Genomic DNA, 18,250 nt, shown 5'->3' with positions numbered 1-18,250 from the left:
GGTCGTGAGTCGGATAAAATACGACGAGCGACGGCGCTCAGAAGGTCGCGAGGAACGGCACCGCGTACGCGATCAGTAGGCCGACGAGCGTGACGGCCGCGCCGATGCCGACCTCGCGGCTCCCGAACTCCTGCATCGGGGCGGTCACGCGTGCGTCCGGGTCGGGCTCGTGCGAGTGGTCGTCCATGCTCGCGGATCCGGCCGGGGGATACATAAGGCCACCTGAACGGAACAGCAGAAGCGACGAATGCGATCTCCCGTCGGCTCGTTCTCGGGGAGATTTATTAGACGGTGCGTGAACCGACACGTATGACCGGTGTCGAACTCACCGATCGTGGACTCGTCGTCGACCGCGAGCCCAACCGGCTCGACGAACTTGCGGTCGGCTTCTCCGAGATTCTCTCTCGACTCGATATCGACCACGTCTTTGTCGCCGGCTACGTCGCGATCCTCGCCGGCCGATCGCGGTCGACCGAGGACATCGACGTGTTCATCGAGCGCTGTCCCGCCGAGCGGATCGACAAACTCGTCGCCGAACTGGAACAGGAGGGATACTGGGGCCCCGCGATGCCGCTCTCCGAGATGTACGGTAACCTCTCTAAAGGGACGAATATCTGGGTCGCTCCGGATGGCGAGATGACGCCGCACCTCGAGGTGAAGTTCCCGAGCGACGAGTTCGACGACGCGTCCCTCGCGAACGCCGTGGACGCGCACGTCGGCGACCGCACGGTTCCCATCGGACCGCTGGAACTCCAGATCGCGTACAAGCTCTCGCTCGGCGGTCGAACCGACCTCGAAGACGCCGCGCACCTCTACACCCTCTTCGGAGAAACGCTTTCCCGGGACCGGCTCGAAACGTGGGTCGAACGACTCGACGTCGAGGACCGCTATGAGCGACTCACGAACGCCTGAGAAGGGCTCGGCCGGAGCTGACGACGGTCCCGAGCGACCGCCCCGTTACGAGCAGGTGATCCGGTGGGCCGAGTACATCAAAGCACAGCCGCCGGAGGTGTGGGGCCCACAGCAGAACGCGGTCGTGAACGGACAGATCGAGAGCGCGCAGGCGGTCGACGTGAGCGCCGAGGACACAAAGCGGATCCGGGAGTTCGCGCGAGCGGAACTCGACGAGGCAGCGGATTTCGATACGGAACATGCGGAGAGATGAACGCGAGGTCGATCGAGTAGTCCGCAATCGGTCCTCGAGTGAGTCCAGTTTTTTGAGAGCGATACGGAACTTAGGATGAATCGTCGCTGGGATGGGCTTCGTCAACGGTATTTCCGCTCCCGGGATCCGGATTCTCGAAGACGCCGATTCCCTCGACCTCCACTCCTGCGATGGGGCCCTCGAGATCGTCGTCATCGAAATTATCTATCCACAAATCTTCGTTCACATGGACCGTCTCAAAGCTCTCGCTCTCGGTATTCCCCTCGTCGCCGCAGTACAGTTTCGCACTAACGGTTCCGTCGCTCCCGTTGCCGCCGCCGTCGTTCTCGGTCGTAAGGACGCGGACTTTCTCCGCGCTTCCGAAGAATTTCACTTTCTCGACTTTGTCCGTCACGTCCTCGTTGGCTTCGTCGTCGTCTTCCTCGCACTCGACTGTGAACGTCCGCGTTTTGTCCACGCTCGTCCCAGTTTCGTCGACTTCGCCTGTAAAAGTGAGTTTGAGATCCAGCGATCCGTCCTCGTCGCATTCGGCGATCACGTTGGCGGACTCACCTGTCGGAATATCCACGCCGACAGAATCGTCGTCGCCGTCTTTCTCGTCACCTCCGTCAGATTCGACTTCGATCTCGATTTCGTCGTTCTCTTCGGCTTCGATTTCGACTTCGCCCTCGCTCGACGGAAGCGCCGCGGTCACGGTCAGACCGAGGTCTCCAGCGAACTGGTTTTTGATCCGGACGAACCCCTCGCCAGATCCTTCTTCCAGCCCCAGATACGCGTTTTCGTCCTCCACGACGTTCACCTCTACGCCGCGCTCGGCCTCGACGCTGCTGAACGCGCCGGTGCCGACGCTCATCGCGCCGGAGCTCGCGCCGCCGAGCAGCAGGATGAGGTTTCGTCGTTTCATTTACGATGGGGTCGCACGGTTCGTTCACTCGACACAACGCGTCCGGATCCTAAGGTTATGCGGCGCCGGAATCCCTGACAGGCGCCGCTTGAAACTGCCCGCCCTACGTCAGTTCCGGCGGTTCGTCCGGTTCGCCGACCTTCATCTCCGCGGTGTAGTACTTGTGCGTGATCGCGGAGAACGCGAACGCGACCACGATGGCGACCGTCCACGCCATGTCGGGCAGCAGGATGAACGGCCACGCGCCGAGCCACACCGCGCCGGTGAGCGCGACGGCGACGCCCGAGAGCCCGAGGTAGTAGGTGCTCCACGGGATCTCCTTCCCCTCGACGACGTCCATATATAAATCGACGTTCTGGATCGCGGGCGTCGGCTCGACGACGCCGCGGTCCTTGTTGAAGTCGACGACGCCCGCGTCGTCCATCTTCGGCAGGTGGGACTGCTGGAGCGCAGTGTACACGCGCTTGCGCTCGTCGCCCGTGATCTCGGCCGTGTCGATCCCGTTCTCCCACGCCGCGATCTGTTCGGCCATGTCGCCGATCTCGAACCGCTCTTTCTCCTCCCGCTTCAGCAGATGGACTGCGAACCGTCGCCGCTGGTTCGCCAGCACGTCGAACAGCTCGTCTTCGGACACCTCCGTCGCCGGTTCTGCCCCTCCCCCGTCGATCTGCTGTGCCGACGCCATTTCTGTCAGACACATATGAATCGGCCAACATAAATCCCGTGGTTATGATAATCTGCTAAACTTTCTCGCCGTTCAAAGCGTAGCCAGTTCGAACGCGATTTCCCGCGTTTCACGGGCTAAGAACCCGATAAATGGGGTCATACGCCTCGCAGATACGAATTTTGACTCCTTACTATCATATTATAGTAATTATAACCGCGCCGAAAAAGCCCTGATTGTCGTTTCAGGACGGGCCTGAACGCGGTCTCAGGATCGGCTTGAACCGATCCACCCCGGATTCAGGTGGGGGCGGAACCGGGCGACCGAGGTTTCAGTCTCGCCCGGAACTGTTTCTGGAAATTCATAACGATATGGGATAGGCCCCATGGGTGAAGTAGAGCGACCCCGGGTGACGCGGGATGTCTCGCGTCGACGGCTCGCGGGTCGTGTGCGGTCAACGAGGTAAACAACAATGGCAAACCGACGCAAGTTCATCGCCGGACTGGGCGCATTGGCTACGGGTAGTGCGGCTGCTGTAGGTACGGGGGCTCTTGAGACCTCCGCATCCGAGCGGACGGTTAATGTGAACGTCGCTGCTGACAGTTCTGGTTTCGTTGAGATTGCGGCAGAGAACAGTACGTACGCTTCTGGTACTAGCGATGGTCAGCTCGAACTGGATTTCAACAGTGACTCTGGCCTTGGGGTTATCGCTGGCGATGCTCAGGGGCTCAACCCCGACTCAACGTTCACTTTTGAAGAGGTATTCAGCGTTAGGAATGGCGCTGGACAAGGCGATCTGTATGTCGTTATCGAAGCAACTGGCTTCGAATTAGAAAATATTGAACTCACGGCAGAAGGAAGTGAGGCAGATGATATCTCTGGTGGAACTTCTCTACGTGCCGAAGACTACAGTGATACGGCTAACGTGCCAAAGCTTGTCCAGCCTGACAAAGTTGATGTCGATATGACTATTGAGACAAAAGATGATGGTACGACGGGTAATGTCGGTGGAACGCTGACTATTCACGCTGCTACCGGTGGCAATCAAGCTAAACTCTCGGATGTGCTCGGATCCGACTCGTAATACAGGCTACTAGCTACATCCAACACCTCCTCAAATGAAGCGCCGAACCTATCTACTCGGTTTGGCCGCTGCTACTGGAGGAGGCGCGTCGGCCATGGGAACTGGTGCTTTCAGTACCGCCCGAATTGAACGGCAAGTGTCGATCAAAGTCGTCCCTGATAACGAGGCGCTACTATCGCTGAGGGTCCCCTATTCGGGAGACACGATCCAAATTGATGACGGCAGGTTAACCATTGACGCCGCAGAAGGAGATGACGACGAGGGGGTAAAAGCCGGCTCAACTCACGAGTTCGGCGATTGGAACCCTTCCAGTAAGGTCGTTACACCTACAATTCAAGTGATGAACAAAGGCTCGCAGGCTCAAAATGTTGAGTTCAGTTATAGCTGGGATCAGGACAACATAGGAAGTTCCTCTATGCGATGGTTCTTCAGCTGGCAGCCAACCGGCCAGAACAAAAAACAGTTCACAGTTGATAACTCACAGAGCGAAGCGGGTATAACGGCTCGAAACATCACACCGGGGAACCCGATAAACATAGCATTCCGCGTTACTGCGGATGAGGCGCATGATGACATCTCCGGAGAGATCTCTCTGGAGAGTACAGCAACTGAAAAGGAACTGCCTAGCCACAGAAAATCAGATACATAAAAAACTTCCAAATTGTGGGGTTTCTTTTCCCTAAATCTGATTTTCGGCTCAGTGCCGTTATCCATGTTTAAATAATTATTTGAAAGGTGACTTGCCCATGCCTACCACCCGCCGCACCCTGACCCTCGCCCTGCTGCTCGTAGCCGCAGGGTCGCTCGCGTTCGCCACGGGTGCGGCGGTGATCGACGGTCCGGCCGACACCGTCGCCGACGGAGACCTCGCGGTCCAACCGGCCGACGGCCCGAACGGGCGGTACGCCTACTTAAATGACAACGACGAGATCGCGATCGACGTCTCGGCGTCGAATCCGAATATCAAGGACCCCTCCTTCGAGGGCGTCAACGTCGGTTCGACCGGTACGATCGACGACGTGTTCACGATCACGTACACGGCCGATGAGTACGCGCACGTGTGGATCGAGTACGCGAGCGAGAACGTCACCTTCGTCGCCGACGGCGACTCGATCGAGGGCGAGGCGAACAACGTCACGCTCGCGCCAAACGAGACGGTCACGATCGGCCTCGCGCTCGACACGCGTGGGAAGGCCGCCGGGACGCAACTGGGCGCCGACGAGTTCTCCATCGAGGCGAAGATCGCGGAGCCCGACGAAATGGCGGGAACGGGCGCGTCGACACAGCAGACCGACGGCGGCGGCGCGACAACGACGGTCACGTCCCCGAACGCGACCCACCGCGGATTCGTCGCGAGCGACGTCGACCGCGGCGAGGAGGTCCGGTTCCGCGCCGAGGGGATGGAGCTCGACCGCGACGATGTCACGCTCGAAGGGATCGACTTAGAGGGCGTCCGGAACGAGCGCGTCGAACTCACCGCAGCGGGGAGTCCGGACCCCGTCGCGAACGGGAGCGCGCTGACCGCGCCGACGCGCCCCCGGCCGGTCGGGTACCTCGCGCTCGACTACGACTTCGCGCCCGACGCGGTCGACGCGATGACGATCCGGTTCAGCGCGGACCCAGCCCACCTCAACGAGACCGGGACCGACCCCGCCGACGTGACGCTCTACCGGCAGACGGACGCGGGCGACTGGGAGGCGAAGCCCGTCGAGGTCGTCGACGAGGATGTCGTGGAGATCCTCGGACTCCCCGAGGACCGCGTCCACTTCCGCGCGCGGACCACGGAGTTCTCGACGTTCGCGGTCGCGGCGCGCGAGCCCCGGTTCGACGTGATCGAGGCGACGCTCGCCCCCGAGGCGATCGACCCCGGCGAGAACGCCACCGTCCGGGCGACCGTGCGGAACGGGGGCGGCGCGGCGGGCGAGCGCGCGGTGACGCTGACGGCCGACGGCGACCCGATCGCGAACGAGACGGTCGCGCTCGCGCCCAACGAGACGGCGACGGTGGCGTTCGACGCGACCGTCGAGACCGCCGGCGCGTACGAGCTCGCGGTCGACGGCACCCCGGTCGGCACGCTGCTCGTCGGGGACCCGGCTGACGACTCCGCGGGCGGCGACGAGGGGAGTTCCGCCGGGGCGGACGGAGCCGGCGAGATGGACGGAGCCGGCGGGACGGATGGAGCCGGGGAGACGGACGAATCCGGCGGGACGGACGAATCCGGCGGGACGGACGAATCCGACGCCGGCGACGGCCCGACCGAGGAGCCCGGCGGGATCGACTTCGTGGAACTCGGCGGACTGCTCGGTGCGGTCGCCCTCGCCGTGGCTACCCTCGCGCTGTTCCGCCGGATGCCGCGCTCGTGAGGGCCGACGGTTCCCGGGACGGCCTCTCGTCTCGACTGGTGTGGGGCGCTCCCCGGCTGTCACCGCCGAGACGCGCGCCGACAGCTCTTAACCGCTGGTCGACCTTTTCGAGCGCGTGACACCGTCCGCGACAGACGCGGGGGACCGCGCTGCCGACGCCGCCGACCGGCGCACGGACCGCGCGTTCCGCCGTGAGCTGCTCGCGAGCGTCCGCGCGATCGACCTGCTCGTCCTGCTCGCGGTGCCGGCGGTCCTCCTCGCGGTCTTCGCGCTGCCGGAAGCGACCCGGCGGTCGCTTGCGTTCGCCTACGCGGATCCGACCGCGCTGTCCGCGTTCACCGCCCACTACGTCCACCTGAGCGCGGACCACCTCCTCGGGAACCTCGCCGGGTACGGCCTCCTCGCCGGGGTCGGCTACGCGCTCGCGGTCCTGAGCGGACGCCGCCGGCTCTTTTTCACGGCGCTCGTCGCCTTCCTCCTCGCCTTCCCGTTCGCGCTGTCCGCGCTGAACCTCGCCGTCCCGCGGGACGCGGTCGGCTTCGGCTTTTCCGGCGTCAACATGGCGCTCGCCGGCCTGCTCCCGATCCTGTGGTTCTGCTACGCCCGCGACCGGTTCGCGCCCGCGGCCTCGGTCGGCGCGCTGCCCGCGGCCTTCTTCGCGCTCGTCGGGTGGATCGCGCTCCTGGCCCTGCCGGTCTCGACCGAGGGCGACGGACAGGCGGGGCTCGCGATTGTCGTCGCCGGCGCGCTCCTCGCGGTCCTGTACGCAGCCAGCAGCGGGGTGCGGTTCCCGCGGTCGGTTCGGCCAGGGGTGAAATCGCTTGCGGCGCGCCCCGGCTACGGGGACCTGCTCGCCGTCGGCGCGGTGGTGGTCGTCGGCTACCCGGTCGTCGGCTTCCCGTCCGACCCCGTCGGCGGCGGGGGCGTCGTGAACCTGTACGTCCACCTGCTCGGCTTCTGTCTCGGCTTCATCGGCCCGTTCGCGCTGCTCGCGGCCGGCGTCTTCGACGAGTGACCGTCCCCACCCTCCGGACTCGCCTCCACCCACGAACTTATTAGGGCACGCCGCCGTTCAGCTATCGACGGCCACCTGACGTACGAACGACACGAACCGTTTCGCGGCGGCGCCCGCTGCGAGATAGTCTCCGAGCCGAGCCCGACACCATGTCCATCAACCGAACGCTGTCCGTGGCCCTTCAGGCGGCCGCGGTGCTGGTCGTCGTCTCGCTCGTCGTCGGGCAGCTCCTCGGCCAGCCGATCCTCCTCAGCTACGTCGAGACCGGGAGCATGCAGCCGACGCTCAACCCCGGCGACGGGTTCGTCGCGATCCCGGCCCAGATCGCCGGCGGGATCGGCTCCGGCGACGTGGTGACGTTCGACGCACAGGAGATCCAGGGCGGCGGGCTGACGACTCACCGCGTCGTCGAGGAGACCGAGCGCGGCTATATCACCCGCGGGGACAACAATCCGTTCACCGATCAGGACGGCGGCGAGCCGGTCGTTCAGGACGCGGACGTGGTGGCGAAGGCGCTTCAGGTCGGCGGGAGCGTCGTCGTGATCCCCCACCTCGGGACCGTCGCCATGGGGTTCCAGTCCGTACTCGACGCCGTTCAGACGCAGCTGGCGGTGACGTTCGGCGTCCGCTCGCTCCAGGGCACGCAGGGGCTCGCGTACATCGTCTTCGGGCTGTCGGTCGTCGCGTACGCGGTCGACTGGTACCTCAACGCCGGCTCGCGCGACCGGGACTCGCGCGACCGCTCGCGCGACGACGGCACCTCCGTGTTCGCGATCCTCGGCGTGCTGGCGCTCGTATTAATGGCGACGGCAACCGCGGCGATGGTCGTCCCGGGTGGGACACAGGAGTACGGCGTCGTGAGCGCCGAGTTCGAGTCTGAGAACCCGACCGTCATCGAGAGCGGCACGAGCCAGGAGCTCGAGTACGTCGTCCCCAACGCCGGACTCGTCCCCGTGTACGCGTACGTCACGCCCGCGAGCCCGGGCGTCGACGTCGACCCGCAGCGGCTCTCGGTCGGCAGTCGCGGCGAGGCGTCGACGACGGTGACGCTGTCCGCGCCCGACGAGACGGGGTACTACCGCCTGTTCGTCGTCGAACACCGCTACCTCGCGGTGTTGCCGCCCGGCGTCGTCGACGAGCTGTACGGGGTTCACCCCTGGGCCCCGCTCGTCGCGATAAACGGGCTGCTCGGCGGCGGTATCGTCGGGATCGGGCTGCTGCTCCTGCGCGGCGAGCCCGCCCGGATCCGGTCGCGCGACTCCCGCGAGCGCCCCCCGCTCTACAAGCGACTCCTCCGCGAGCTCTACAGGTGACACATGTCTTCAGCTCACGACGAACGTCGACTCCGACTCCGCGCCGTCTTGAACGCACAGTCCACCGCGATCCTCGTCGTCTGTCTCCTCCTCGTCGCGGTCGGGGCGGGGCTCGCGTACACGACGCACGTCGACCCCGGGACGGAGACGGAGAGCCGCACCGTCTCGTCGCTCACCGTCGAGAGCGAGTACCGCCACAGCGCGACCGTGACGGAGCCGAACGCCGTCTTCGAGACTGGCACGGTGCTCGACGAGCGAAACACGTACTTCGCGCGGGTTGCCCCCGAACTGGACGTGACCGTGGCGACCAGCTACGCCGCGCCGACCGCCGAGAGCGTGACCGTCGAGGTCGGCTCCACGCTCGTGATGCGGAACGTCGGGGAGGAGGGGACCGTCTACTGGCGCGAGACGGAGCCGCTCGCGTCGGAGACGTCCTCGAGCGTTTCGCCCGGCGAGACGGTGAACGCCTCGTTCGCGCTCAACAGCACGGCGATAGACGAGCGCGTGGCGTCGATCGAAGACGAACTCGGCGCCTCCCCCGGCGAGACGGAGACGTTCGTTAGGACGGAGGTGACGGTCGACGGGTCGATCGGCGGGGTCCCGACCGCGTCGACGCAGACGCTCGACATGACGCTCGACCACGGCGGCGACACCTACTCCGTCTCCGAGCCCGGCGTCCAGTCCGACACCACGGAGCGGACCGAGCAGGTGACCGTCGAGCGAGAGTACGGCGTGCTCCGGTCGTTCGGCGGCCCGCTCCTCCTGCTCGTCGGCCTCGTCGGCGCCGGCGGAGTCGGGTACGCGAGGTGGGAGTACGAGCTCGCGCTCACGCCCGCGGAGCGCGAGTACCTCTCGTACCGCGACGACCGCTCGGAGTTCGCGGAGTGGATCACGACGGTCCGGCTCCCGGCCTCGGTCCACGAGCGTCCGACTGCCGAGGCGGGATCGCTGCGAGACCTCGTCGACTTCGCGATCGACAACGACACCGGCGTCGTGGAGGACCCCGACACCGGCGCGTTCCACGCGGTCTCCGGCGAGTTCCTCTACACCTACCGCCCGCCCGCGCCGGCGGCGGACTCGACTGCGACCGACTCGTCTCTCTCGATGGACGGCGACTCGCCGGACGACGAGCACGGCGCCGCCGCCGACGTGATCGAGGACGGGGACGGCCGGGAGACCGCCTCCCGATCGACGGGCGGTGGCGAGGCAACGCCGGACGAAGGAGGCGACAACCGCGCCTGATCTCGTCGGCCCGCGTCGGCGAGCGTGTTCGGGTGAAAGAGATCGGGCGAAAAAGTTCGGAGTTTCGACCGCGAGAGACGCGCGTGCGTTGTCGTCCGTGCGTTTCGATTACCTACGCCGACGCCTCCTACGCCGACGCCTCGTAGCCGGCGTCCTCGATGGCGGCCACGACCGCGTCCACGTCGACGTCGCCCTCGACCGTCGCGGTGCCCGCCTCGTGGTCGGCGCTCGCGGACTCGACGCCCGGCAGCTCGCCGAGCGCGTCGGTCACGTTGTCCTCGCAGCCGGTACACGACATGCCGTCGACATCTATCGTCGTCATGCGCGGCCGTAGGCGCCGCGGGCACAACTGCCTTTCCGTCGCCCCCGAGGCCGACCGGTTTTCCGGACGCCGCTGGTCCGGCCCGTTCTCTCTGACCCCCCGCCTGCCGGACGGCTTTTGCCCGCGCCGGTCGAACGCCCGGCCATGCGCACCCTCGACGAGACGGACCGAGAGATCATCCGACTGCTGCTTTCCGACGCCAGGCGCCCGTACAGCGACATCGCCGAGCGCGTGGACCTGTCGGCGCCCGCGGTGTCCGACCGCGTCGATCGGCTCCGCGAGGTGGGCGTCATCGAGGGGTTCACCCTCCGGATCGACGGCGACGCGCTCTCCGACGGGCTGCGGGTCCTCGCGACGCTCGCCGTCGCGCCCGCGGACGCCGAGCGCGTCCACGAGGCGGTCGCGGGCCATGAGCGCGTCGAACACGCGTTCCTCACCGCCGACGGCGAGGTGACGGTCGTCGCGCGCGTTGAGGAGGGAAGCGCCCGCGACCTCGTCGACGACGCGGTCGGATTGGAGACCGTTGAGGAACTGTCGGTGCGGCCGCTCGACGCCCACGAGTGGTCGCCCGCGGTCGGCGACGCGGACCTCGCGGTCGAGTGCGTCGAGTGCGGCAACACCGTCACCGCCGAGGGGGAGTCGGCCCGGATCGACGGGACGCTGTACCACTTCTGTTGTGGCTCCTGTCGAGAGAACTTCGAGGAGCGGTTCGACCGGATCGAAGAAGGAGCGTAGGCGGGGAGCGGTCCCAGACGCGCCGAAGAGAGTAACGTACTTGAGTGCCCGCCGGTTAGCCGAACTCGCAGTCCCGTGGTGTAGTGGCCAATCATAATGGCCTTTGGAGGGAATCCGTCCGCGTTTGCGGCTCACACGCGGCTGTCGGTCGTTCCTGCCAGAACGCCCGTCGGATGCCCGAAGTCAGCCATTGACGGCGGTTCGAATCCGCCCGGGACTATGCCTTCGGAGTCTAGAATCCTCACACGCCAGCGTCTGCGCGCCGTCGACCTCCTGGTCCGGGATCGCGCCGATCTCGATGTTCTCGGCCCACTCGCGGTCGTGGTAGCGGAAGAACTTCCGAAAGGCCTTCCGGTAGTTCCGGAGCGTTCCTTCCGCCATCTCGCGCTCGTGCTTGTACCGGAAGAGCAGCTCGTCGACATCCGACCGTTCCATGTCGACCAGCGGGGTGTCGGCGCGCTCGGCGCTGAGACGGAGGTCGGAGCAGTTGTTGACATTCGTGCTCGCGGCGAGGTTCCGCTGGGTGTCCTGGTAGCGGATGAGCTCCTTGATCGCCTTTCGGTCGCGCTCGTCGATGTCCGCGCCGTCGAGCTTCCGGAGTTGGTACTGGAACTGGTCGCTGAAATTGTGGATGTCGCTCACGCTTGCCATAAATATCAAAAAATAAATACTAAGAACACGCGTTGGTTACGATTACGGCAAACTGTTGAATTGAAGTACACTTCAAAGCGTAAACTGGCTTTTTATGCCTGATTCTTTGTCTTCTCGTTGGATCGATTTCTGAACCAATCAAGTTACCACAGCTTCATTTTCTCTCCCACTCTAACAGGGCGTTTGGACAAGCAATATAGATACTAGCGATTGGCGCGGTGGTGGTAGAGACAAAGAAAGAGGTGGAATCTGGGTAAAATTGAGGAAAAGCTAGAATGACCTATCTGTGATAAGCGAGCTAGCCCGGGTCTGTTGACATGATCCCCTCGGTTTCACATCTAACAGCTCTTTATTCTCCCACTTACGGTCCTTTCTTCATTTTACCACCTCCATACTTCTTCATACCTTTCTTGCGTGGGCCGCTTCAAACGGCTCTCGAACGCTCAAAAACGAAATAGGCGGCCACAGGATTCAAATAAATGGAGGTGGTACACAAATGCGTAAGAATGGATTCCCCCGGCTCTATCAAGGTCCTCGCTCGACAATAGAGGTTCTCCGTGCCGTTGTCAAGGGGAACACCACCCAGGAAGAACTGGCCGACGCGATGGACGTCGGTGAGAGGACCGTTCATAATCGTGTTCATGATCCTACGGCTCTCGGTCTTCTTGGACGCGAAAACGGCGAGTATACTATCCGTGACCAAGATGACGTGATGAAATTCTTCCAACTGGAAGATCGAACCGTACTAAAAGAGAGGTTTGTTGAGCTGCCCGCAGTGAGTGAAATTCTTGATGAATTAAACGGCGGTCAGATGTCCACTGAGCGAATTGGCCGACTCATTGCCTTTCACACTGATTCAAAGGCGATCGACAGTGGGACATTCAAAACATATGGCCGTGTCTACGCCAACTGGATCGACTACCTAAGACTAGGATTCGCAGGGAATGAGACGCTCTACTCCGAGAAACCTCCCGACACCGAACGTAACCAGCGGCGGGGTCCAAAAGACGAGAGTTCTGGGTACCCCAAGGTGAGACCGGAACTGGTCTTCGAAGCACTACCCATGATTGACGCTGGGATCGAGAGTTCAACAGAACTAGCCGAACACTTTGACTTTTCAGATAGCTACGCCAGCAAGCTTCTATCCACCTGCTATTCGCTGGGTATTGCTGAAAAAGACGCTGGAGACGTTGTCTTGACCGAGTTCGGTGAAAAGGTTCTCCGGGCGTCAGACGAGGAACGGAAGCAACTCATTCGGGATGCCCTCTGGAACGTGAATTTAGTTCAAGAATACTGTGAACTGGCACCAAATGAGGAGTTTCGAAATCAGGAGTTGATGGCAGAAGTCAATGACGAGTACGATAAGGGCTGGAGTGAGAGTACGGTGAGCACTAAAGCCAAGCGCTTGTACCAGTGGTTCATCTACTCAGGTCTCTTTGTTGAGGTCAAGAAGGGAATTCTTATCCCCCACGCTTCGTCTGATGGGTCGCAGAACGGAGACGGTCAGGAGTCCATGAATCGTTATGTCTAATTCTGACCCTCGCCCGGACGTCCTAGATCTGTTGAAAGCAATTCTGCTGCCGGGCAGCGATATCGTTCAGAACTTTGCCTCGGAGGTCAGGATGGAGGCTGAGAAAACTGAGTGGTCAGAATCGCTTAATCGAATTGAAGGAATGGGTCTCCTGCTCACTGCTTTCGCACTAACTGTCCTCCTTGTGGCAGTCATCATTGCCAACGGCTGGATCAACGACCTGATCAGGGTCATTGGACTCTCACCGACTATTGTGCTCACCATCGCGATTCCACTTCTATACCTTCATGGCATTATCTCCGCATTAAGAAGGATTGATGCCGGAGAGTCAGTCTTGATGAGCTTGGGCGATCACGATGATGAGACGGCTAGAAGCCTCAAAATAACGACCGGTGGTGTGTTCGTTTCAGCCGCTTTTTTCATGATTTTCTCTCTAGGCTCTGGCATAGTTGAGACGATTCTCATTGTCATGATGTCTCTCGTCATCGCGGGCTTTCTTACCGTGGGGCTCACCTGTTGGCTTCGAGTGGCGTTGAGCAAGTAGGTTCACTCAAAGATTCAAAAATCGAAATACCACCGCCGCCAGGGACTATTCGATATCGTCTATACGTACAGAAAACAATTTAAACAAATCCAGATTCAGAAGAGATACCAAACCACACACAAATATCAATTATTTGTGGTTCTCCGCGTTTAAAATTCTAGTAAATTTATATGTCAGCGTGAATCCCGGACTCGTATGGCTGTCTGCCCAACCTGTGGAAATACCGGATTCGATGGTAAAACCGGTGTTAGACGACACCATACTCAAGCACATGATTCTCCACTACCTAACCGAACGTGTCTAAATTGTGCCACGGAATTCTACGATAAAAACTCGCAAAGAAAATTGTGTGATGAGTGTTTGAAAAACAAGAACTCAATTGATCAGAAGCCAGTCTCTATATCTCTTCCAGATGACACCAACTGGTCCAATTTAACATCGTACCAACGGTATTACTACAAAAACCGAGAAGAGGAAATAGAACGATCCAATAAACGCAAGCAAAAAATACGTGAGTGGTACAGAAATGAAATCAAACCACAGTATCAGTGTGTAGAATGCGGGGAAGATCATCCAGCAACTATTGACTTCCACCATCCAGAAGGCATTGAGAAAGGCGATTCTATATCCACGTTGTTATCGAATTCCGCATCAAAACAGCGAATTTTGGAGGAAATCAAACGGTGTATCCCGCTCTGTGCGAACTGTCACAGGATCCTACACTCCGATAAAAAATATAATATCGAAAAATAACTTTGTAATTCTGTTTATTTATCCGAGAAGAACTCGTCGAAGAGATCTCGGACGCGTCCCTCGATCTCGTCGCGGATCTCGCGGACGCGCTCGAGGTCCTGTCCGTGGGGGTCGTCGAGCGCCCAGTCGCGGCCCTCGACGCCGTCGGCGAGCGTCAGCGTCGAACATCCCATGGTGGCGACCACGTCGCACGCGTCGAGCTCGGCGGTCGAGACCTCTTGGGGAACGCGGTCGGCGAGGTCGATGTCGAGTTCTCGCATCGCCTCCACCACCTCGGGGTGGACCTCGTCGGCCGGATGCGTTCCGCCGGTCACGACCTCGACGCGGTCGTCGAGGCCGCGCTCGCGGCGCTCGCGCTCCGCGAAGGCCGCCGACATCTGGCTGCGACCGGCGTTCTGGACGCAGACGAACCCGAATGTCACGACGTCGTCGTCGTCGTTCATACCCGTGCGTTCCGGCGCACCCGATTAACGGTTCCTAAGAGGACTATAGAGCGCTATGTATTCCGCGCGACCTCGTCGCCGACGAGCGGGGTCCGCCGACCGTCGCTCACTCCAGCACGACGGAGAATCCCCACGCCGTCGACGACTGCGGTTCGGCGTCGTCGGAGACGACCGAAATCGTCGTCTCGAACCGGTACTCGCCCACCGGGAGGCAGGCGTCCTCGCCGGGCGTCGCGTACAGGTCGACGAGGCGCTCGCTGGACTCGCCGGGGTCGAGCGCGAACGTCCGGTACTCCTCGGTGATCGCAATGGCGTCGGTCAGCCGCCAGCAGCCGGGTTCGGCGGGGTACTCCTCGCCGCCCGGGAGGAGCACGAGCGCGCCGTCCCCGTCAGAAACGTACTCGAAGTGGACGGCCCGCCCCTCGCCGACGCGAATCGGCTCGTCGCCCGCGTTCGTCAGCGTCGTGCGGAGCTGCGGCGGGTGGGCCTCGGTCGCGGCCTCCCGAACGACCTCGACGGCCGACTGGACCCAAAAGTCCGCGTCGTCGTCGACAGCGACGAGCGAGACCCCCGGCCCGCCGGTCCCCTCGGGACGCGTGCCGCCCGCGTCGGTGCCGTTGCTACCGTTCCCGTCCCCGCCGGGGCCGGTCGACGCGCAGCCGGCGAGGGCTCACAGTCCGCCCGCGCTCGCGCTGCCGACCCCGCGGAGGTAGCGTCGTCGCGTCGGTGTCATATGTCCGACAGCACTGGCGCGCCTATAGCCTTGGTGTCGGGAAGCGGTCCACCTCTTAACCATGTGTGTCATTTTTTACCATGCGGATCGTGGGTGTCATATGGACCTCAGCGACTACCGGGCGGCGGTCGCGGCGAACCGGCGAAAACACGGCTTCGAGGCGGTCGACGAGCGGACGGACGAGTTCGAGCGCCTGTGGACGACGCGCGAGGCGGACGACTCGCTCGGATCCGTCGTGGCGTTGGCGACGCTCGTCGAGGCGGAGGGACTAGACGCGGAGACGCTCGCGGACACCGCGGCGTCGCTCCGCGACGTCCTCGTCGACACCGTCGATCCCCGTCCCGGGCGCGCCGACGGCGGCGAGGCCCCGACGCCCATCGGCTACGTGACGTTCGCGGCTCCGGACCCCGACGCGTCGGTGCTCGACGCAATGGCAAACTTCACCGTCGCGAAGCGCCGGACGAACGTGTTCCCGCTCGTGTACGACGCCGAGGCCGAGCGGCTCCACCGCCACGAGGTGCCGCGGCTGAAGGGGCGCGGCATCTACCGCCGCCAGGCCGACGACGCCGAGCGGCTCTTTGAGGTTTAGATAGTGGGCAGTGGATCGGGTGTGAGCGTCGCCACCGTGGCGGTCGATCGTTTATAAATGGCTGCTTGTGGATCGGCAGGGAACACTTCCAAAGCCCCAGCCGCTTGCTTATAAATAAACGCGAGCAGATAGGCGATGAACACCGCCAAAGCCCCAGCCGTGAGGGCTCGGTACGCTCGTTGCGCTCCTCACTCGGTCGCTTCGCTCCCTCGTTCCGGTGCTTACGTCGCGCGCCTTCGCCCTCACGGCTGCCCCTTTGAGTCCCGCCCGTACCGCTTAGCACCGCAGCCTCACACCTCCCCAGCCTCGTCAGTCGCCTCCGCTTCGCTACGGCGACTGACTCCCTCGCGCGTGCTGACTCGCGGCCTCCGCTTCGCTCCGGCCGCTCGCAGGCGCACGCCATCGCATCGGTCCCGGTCGGCGTAGCGCGGATCAGCCGCTGTTGGACTTAAAAATGATAAAAACCGAACCGCTCGCGCGCCGCTCAGACGAGTCGCGCCGCGATGCGCGCCGCGCCGTCCGCGGCTGCCAGCGCGGGCTCGTCGGGCGAGACGACCTCGACGTCGCGGTCGAGCTCCTCGCTGAGGCGCTTCTCGAACTCCTCGGTGAGCCCGGGGATACACGCCATGCCGCCGGTGGCGGCGATGGGGCGGCCGAGCGCCAGCTGGTAGGGCTTCATGTGGTCGTTCGCGAGCTCGGGGAGGAACTCGTTGGCCACCACGTCGACCGCCTCGTCGATGTAGCGGTCGATCGGCTCCCGCACGCCGCGGTCGACGGTGAACTCGTGGCTGCCGCCGCCGGGCTGTTGAACCACGTCCGTGAACGGCTCGAAGTCGTACACGTCGCCGTGCTGCTCTTTGTACTCCCGGGCAGTCGTCCGGTCGATGTGGACCCGGCCCTGGGTCTCCTCCTCGACGGCGGCGACGATCCGGCGGTCGACCTCGTTGCCCGTCACCGAGCCGGTCGAGAACGGCGAGAGCTGCTCGCCGCGCCGGTAGGCGCACGCCTCCATCGTCGTCGAGCCGAGGTTCACCGAGACGAACACCTCGTCGATCGCGTCGAGGTCGTCGCCGTAGGCGGGGATCGCCCCGCACAGCGACTCGGGGTAGCTCCGCGTCTCGACCTCGCCGATCGAGGAGCCCTCGATCACCGACTTGAGGTTCTCGACGCCCGCCTCGTTGTCGATGGTCGGCACCGCGTAGACGACCGCGCTGTCTTCGGGCACGTCGTGGGCGTCCACGACCGCCTCGAAGAAGCGCTCCGCGTCCGCGACGCTGTCGTCGTCCTCGGGGAGGCCCGACCGCAGCATAAATCGCACGCGGTCGGGGTACTCCACCGCGGCCTCCTCGCCGAACAGCACCTTCTCCTCGCCGGTGATGGCGTCCTCGTAGGTCGCCAGACAGGTCAGCACCGAGTGGCGCTCGCGCCCGCCCCGACCGTCGGGGATGTCGAGCACCGTTCGGGTGCTACCCAGTTTCACGCCGACCGCTGCCGATTCGTCCGATTCGTTGATGTCCGTGGATTCGTCGTCGCTCATTGGTCACTCGCACACGAAGCGATTCGGACGATGGAGACGAGGCTGATCCGGTGGTCCGCGGGGATGAACGGCCGGTCGCGCGTCGGGGCGTCGAACCCCTCCAGCCGGCGCGAAAGCGCCGCGACCGCGTCGTCGCCGACCCAGTCGAGCTCGCCGTAGTAGGACAGCGCGTCCCGGCTCCGCACGTGGCCGCCGACGTCGACGAGGTAGCCGAGCCACTCGCCGATCTCGCGTTCCGCCGCGGGCGACGCCGGGATCGCCGTCAGGTACGGCCGGTCCCCGCTGTCGCCGTTCAACTGCGCACCACGCTGACGCTGGAGCAGCTCCGTGAACGCGGCCGAGCGCGCCGCCTGCTCGGCCCGGTTCCGGTTCGGCCGCCGGAGCGCCCGCTCCCGAGGCGCCCCGTCCGCACCGTCTCGCGGCGCGTCCGCGATCCGGCGCAGCTCCCGTACGTCGTACCGTCGTGGATTCAGACTCATGTTTCCGTCCGTCGTTCGCGTCCGTACCCGAACCGTCTCGGCGGGGTTATATGATAGTTGGCTCTCAGTTATCAGTGATGAGAAACCACGCCCGGGGCCGGCTCATGGGTGGAGACGGCGCTGAAACCGCCGATCTCGGTAGCGCGGCCGCCACTGGAACCGCCGCCTCCGCGACGCGCGGCG

The 18,250-nt window shown here is 63.4% G+C and carries 20 protein-coding genes, 1 tRNA gene and 1 pseudogene; 14 read left to right on the top strand and 8 right to left on the bottom strand.

Features of this window, described 5'->3' with window-relative positions:
* Nucleotides 1-37: 37 nt before the first annotated feature.
* The gene (locus F3H13_RS16050) at nt 38-187 is read right to left on the bottom strand and encodes a DUF7550 family protein (protein ID WP_188127972.1); all 150 of its coding nucleotides are present in this window, start codon (nt 185-187) and stop codon (nt 38-40) included.
* 122 nt (nt 188-309) lie between these two features.
* Here F3H13_RS16050 and F3H13_RS01650 point away from each other — a divergent pair, with 122 nt between their 5' ends.
* Both F3H13_RS01650 and F3H13_RS01645 read left to right on the top strand, forming a co-directional pair.
* Nucleotides 310-912: a hypothetical protein gene (locus F3H13_RS01650; RefSeq protein ID WP_149797326.1), complete on the top strand. Its 603-nt coding sequence runs from the start codon at nt 310-312 to the stop codon at nt 910-912.
* Nucleotides 890-1,165, top strand: coding sequence for a hypothetical protein (locus F3H13_RS01645; protein ID WP_149797325.1), 276 nt, complete (start codon nt 890-892; stop codon nt 1,163-1,165). Before F3H13_RS01650 ends, F3H13_RS01645 begins: the two co-directional genes overlap by 23 nt.
* Nucleotides 1,166-1,235: 70 nt before the next feature.
* Here the strand turns inward: F3H13_RS01645 and F3H13_RS01640 are convergent, their stop codons facing one another.
* Together F3H13_RS01640 and F3H13_RS01635 are read right to left on the bottom strand one after the other, a co-directional pair.
* Complete coding sequence (locus F3H13_RS01640; RefSeq protein WP_149797324.1) at nt 1,236-2,069, bottom strand: hypothetical protein; 834 nt, start codon at nt 2,067-2,069, stop codon at nt 1,236-1,238.
* A gap of 103 nt (nt 2,070-2,172) precedes the next feature.
* Nucleotides 2,173-2,754, bottom strand: a complete 582-nt coding sequence (locus F3H13_RS01635) for a DUF7344 domain-containing protein (RefSeq protein ID WP_149797530.1) — start codon at nt 2,752-2,754, stop codon at nt 2,173-2,175.
* A gap of 451 nt (nt 2,755-3,205) precedes the next feature.
* On the opposite strand from F3H13_RS01635, the gene F3H13_RS01630 reads away from it, so the two are divergent.
* The 6 genes from F3H13_RS01630 (at nt 3,206) to F3H13_RS01605 (ending at nt 9,750) form a co-directional block, all read left to right on the top strand.
* Nucleotides 3,206-3,817, top strand: coding sequence for a DUF1102 domain-containing protein (locus tag F3H13_RS01630; protein WP_149797323.1), 612 nt, complete (start codon nt 3,206-3,208; stop codon nt 3,815-3,817).
* A 94-nt stretch (nt 3,818-3,911) separates the two neighbouring features.
* Nucleotides 3,912-4,466, top strand: a complete 555-nt coding sequence (locus tag F3H13_RS01625) for a hypothetical protein (RefSeq protein ID WP_188127971.1) — start codon at nt 3,912-3,914, stop codon at nt 4,464-4,466.
* Between the two features lie 97 nt (nt 4,467-4,563).
* Nucleotides 4,564-6,180 (top strand): CARDB domain-containing protein, encoded by a 1,617-nt coding sequence (locus tag F3H13_RS01620; protein WP_149797321.1) that lies wholly within the window; start codon nt 4,564-4,566, stop codon nt 6,178-6,180.
* A gap of 94 nt (nt 6,181-6,274) precedes the next feature.
* Complete coding sequence (locus F3H13_RS01615; protein WP_394349058.1) at nt 6,275-7,195, top strand: hypothetical protein; 921 nt, start codon at nt 6,275-6,277, stop codon at nt 7,193-7,195.
* A 149-nt stretch (nt 7,196-7,344) separates the two neighbouring features.
* The gene (locus tag F3H13_RS01610; RefSeq protein ID WP_149797319.1) at nt 7,345-8,508 is read left to right on the top strand and encodes a signal peptidase I; all 1,164 of its coding nucleotides are present in this window, start codon (nt 7,345-7,347) and stop codon (nt 8,506-8,508) included.
* A gap of 3 nt (nt 8,509-8,511) precedes the next feature.
* Nucleotides 8,512-9,750, top strand: a complete 1,239-nt coding sequence (locus F3H13_RS01605) for a DUF5305 domain-containing protein (RefSeq protein WP_149797318.1) — start codon at nt 8,512-8,514, stop codon at nt 9,748-9,750.
* Nucleotides 9,751-9,877: 127 nt separating this feature from the next.
* Here the strand turns inward: F3H13_RS01605 and F3H13_RS01600 are convergent, their stop codons facing one another.
* Nucleotides 9,878-10,072 (bottom strand): heavy-metal-associated domain-containing protein, encoded by a 195-nt coding sequence (locus F3H13_RS01600; RefSeq protein WP_007344879.1) that lies wholly within the window; start codon nt 10,070-10,072, stop codon nt 9,878-9,880.
* 144 nt (nt 10,073-10,216) lie between these two features.
* Here F3H13_RS01600 and F3H13_RS01595 point away from each other — a divergent pair, with 144 nt between their 5' ends.
* From F3H13_RS01595 to F3H13_RS01575, 5 genes are all read left to right on the top strand, one after another.
* A complete protein-coding gene (locus F3H13_RS01595) occupies nt 10,217-10,807 on the top strand; it encodes an AsnC family transcriptional regulator (RefSeq protein WP_149797317.1) in 591 nt (196 codons plus the stop codon).
* Nucleotides 10,808-10,876: 69 nt separating this feature from the next.
* Nucleotides 10,877-11,027, top strand: a tRNA-Gln gene (locus tag F3H13_RS01590).
* A complete protein-coding gene (locus F3H13_RS16045; RefSeq protein WP_188127970.1) occupies nt 11,027-11,560 on the top strand; it encodes a hypothetical protein in 534 nt (177 codons plus the stop codon). The genes F3H13_RS01590 and F3H13_RS16045 overlap by 1 nt, the downstream gene beginning before the upstream one ends.
* A 394-nt stretch (nt 11,561-11,954) precedes the next feature.
* Nucleotides 11,955-12,989, top strand: coding sequence for an AAA-associated domain-containing protein (locus F3H13_RS01580; RefSeq protein WP_149797316.1), 1,035 nt, complete (start codon nt 11,955-11,957; stop codon nt 12,987-12,989).
* A 31-nt stretch (nt 12,990-13,020) separates the two neighbouring features.
* The gene (locus F3H13_RS01575) at nt 13,021-13,533 is read left to right on the top strand and encodes a hypothetical protein (RefSeq protein ID WP_149797315.1); all 513 of its coding nucleotides are present in this window, start codon (nt 13,021-13,023) and stop codon (nt 13,531-13,533) included.
* A gap of 767 nt (nt 13,534-14,300) precedes the next feature.
* Here F3H13_RS01575 and F3H13_RS01570 read toward each other — a convergent pair.
* Both F3H13_RS01570 and F3H13_RS01565 read right to left on the bottom strand, forming a co-directional pair.
* Nucleotides 14,301-14,729, bottom strand: a complete 429-nt coding sequence (locus F3H13_RS01570) for an arsenate-mycothiol transferase ArsC (protein ID WP_149797314.1) — start codon at nt 14,727-14,729, stop codon at nt 14,301-14,303.
* A 106-nt stretch (nt 14,730-14,835) separates the two neighbouring features.
* A pseudogene (locus tag F3H13_RS01565) lies at nt 14,836-15,462 on the bottom strand (hypothetical protein).
* Nucleotides 15,463-15,562: 100 nt separating this feature from the next.
* On the opposite strand from F3H13_RS01565, the gene F3H13_RS01560 reads away from it, so the two are divergent.
* Entirely contained in the window at nt 15,563-16,051 is a 489-nt protein-coding gene (locus F3H13_RS01560) for a hypothetical protein (protein WP_149797313.1), read from the top strand.
* A gap of 484 nt (nt 16,052-16,535) precedes the next feature.
* On the opposite strand, the gene F3H13_RS01555 is transcribed toward F3H13_RS01560, so the two are convergent.
* Nucleotides 16,536-17,588 (bottom strand): hypothetical protein, encoded by a 1,053-nt coding sequence (locus F3H13_RS01555; RefSeq protein ID WP_149797312.1) that lies wholly within the window; start codon nt 17,586-17,588, stop codon nt 16,536-16,538.
* A complete protein-coding gene (locus tag F3H13_RS01550; RefSeq protein ID WP_149797311.1) occupies nt 17,585-18,067 on the bottom strand; it encodes a FlaD/FlaE family flagellar protein in 483 nt (160 codons plus the stop codon). Before F3H13_RS01550 ends, F3H13_RS01555 begins: the two co-directional genes overlap by 4 nt.
* Between the last annotated feature and the right edge of the window lie 183 nt (nt 18,068-18,250).

The organism is Halorubrum xinjiangense, assembly GCF_900102375.1.
Lineage (GTDB): Archaea > Halobacteriota > Halobacteria > Halobacteriales > Haloferacaceae > Halorubrum > Halorubrum xinjiangense.
The sequence above is the reverse complement of the archived record's forward strand: the minus strand, read 5'-3'. Positions and strand labels throughout refer to the sequence as shown.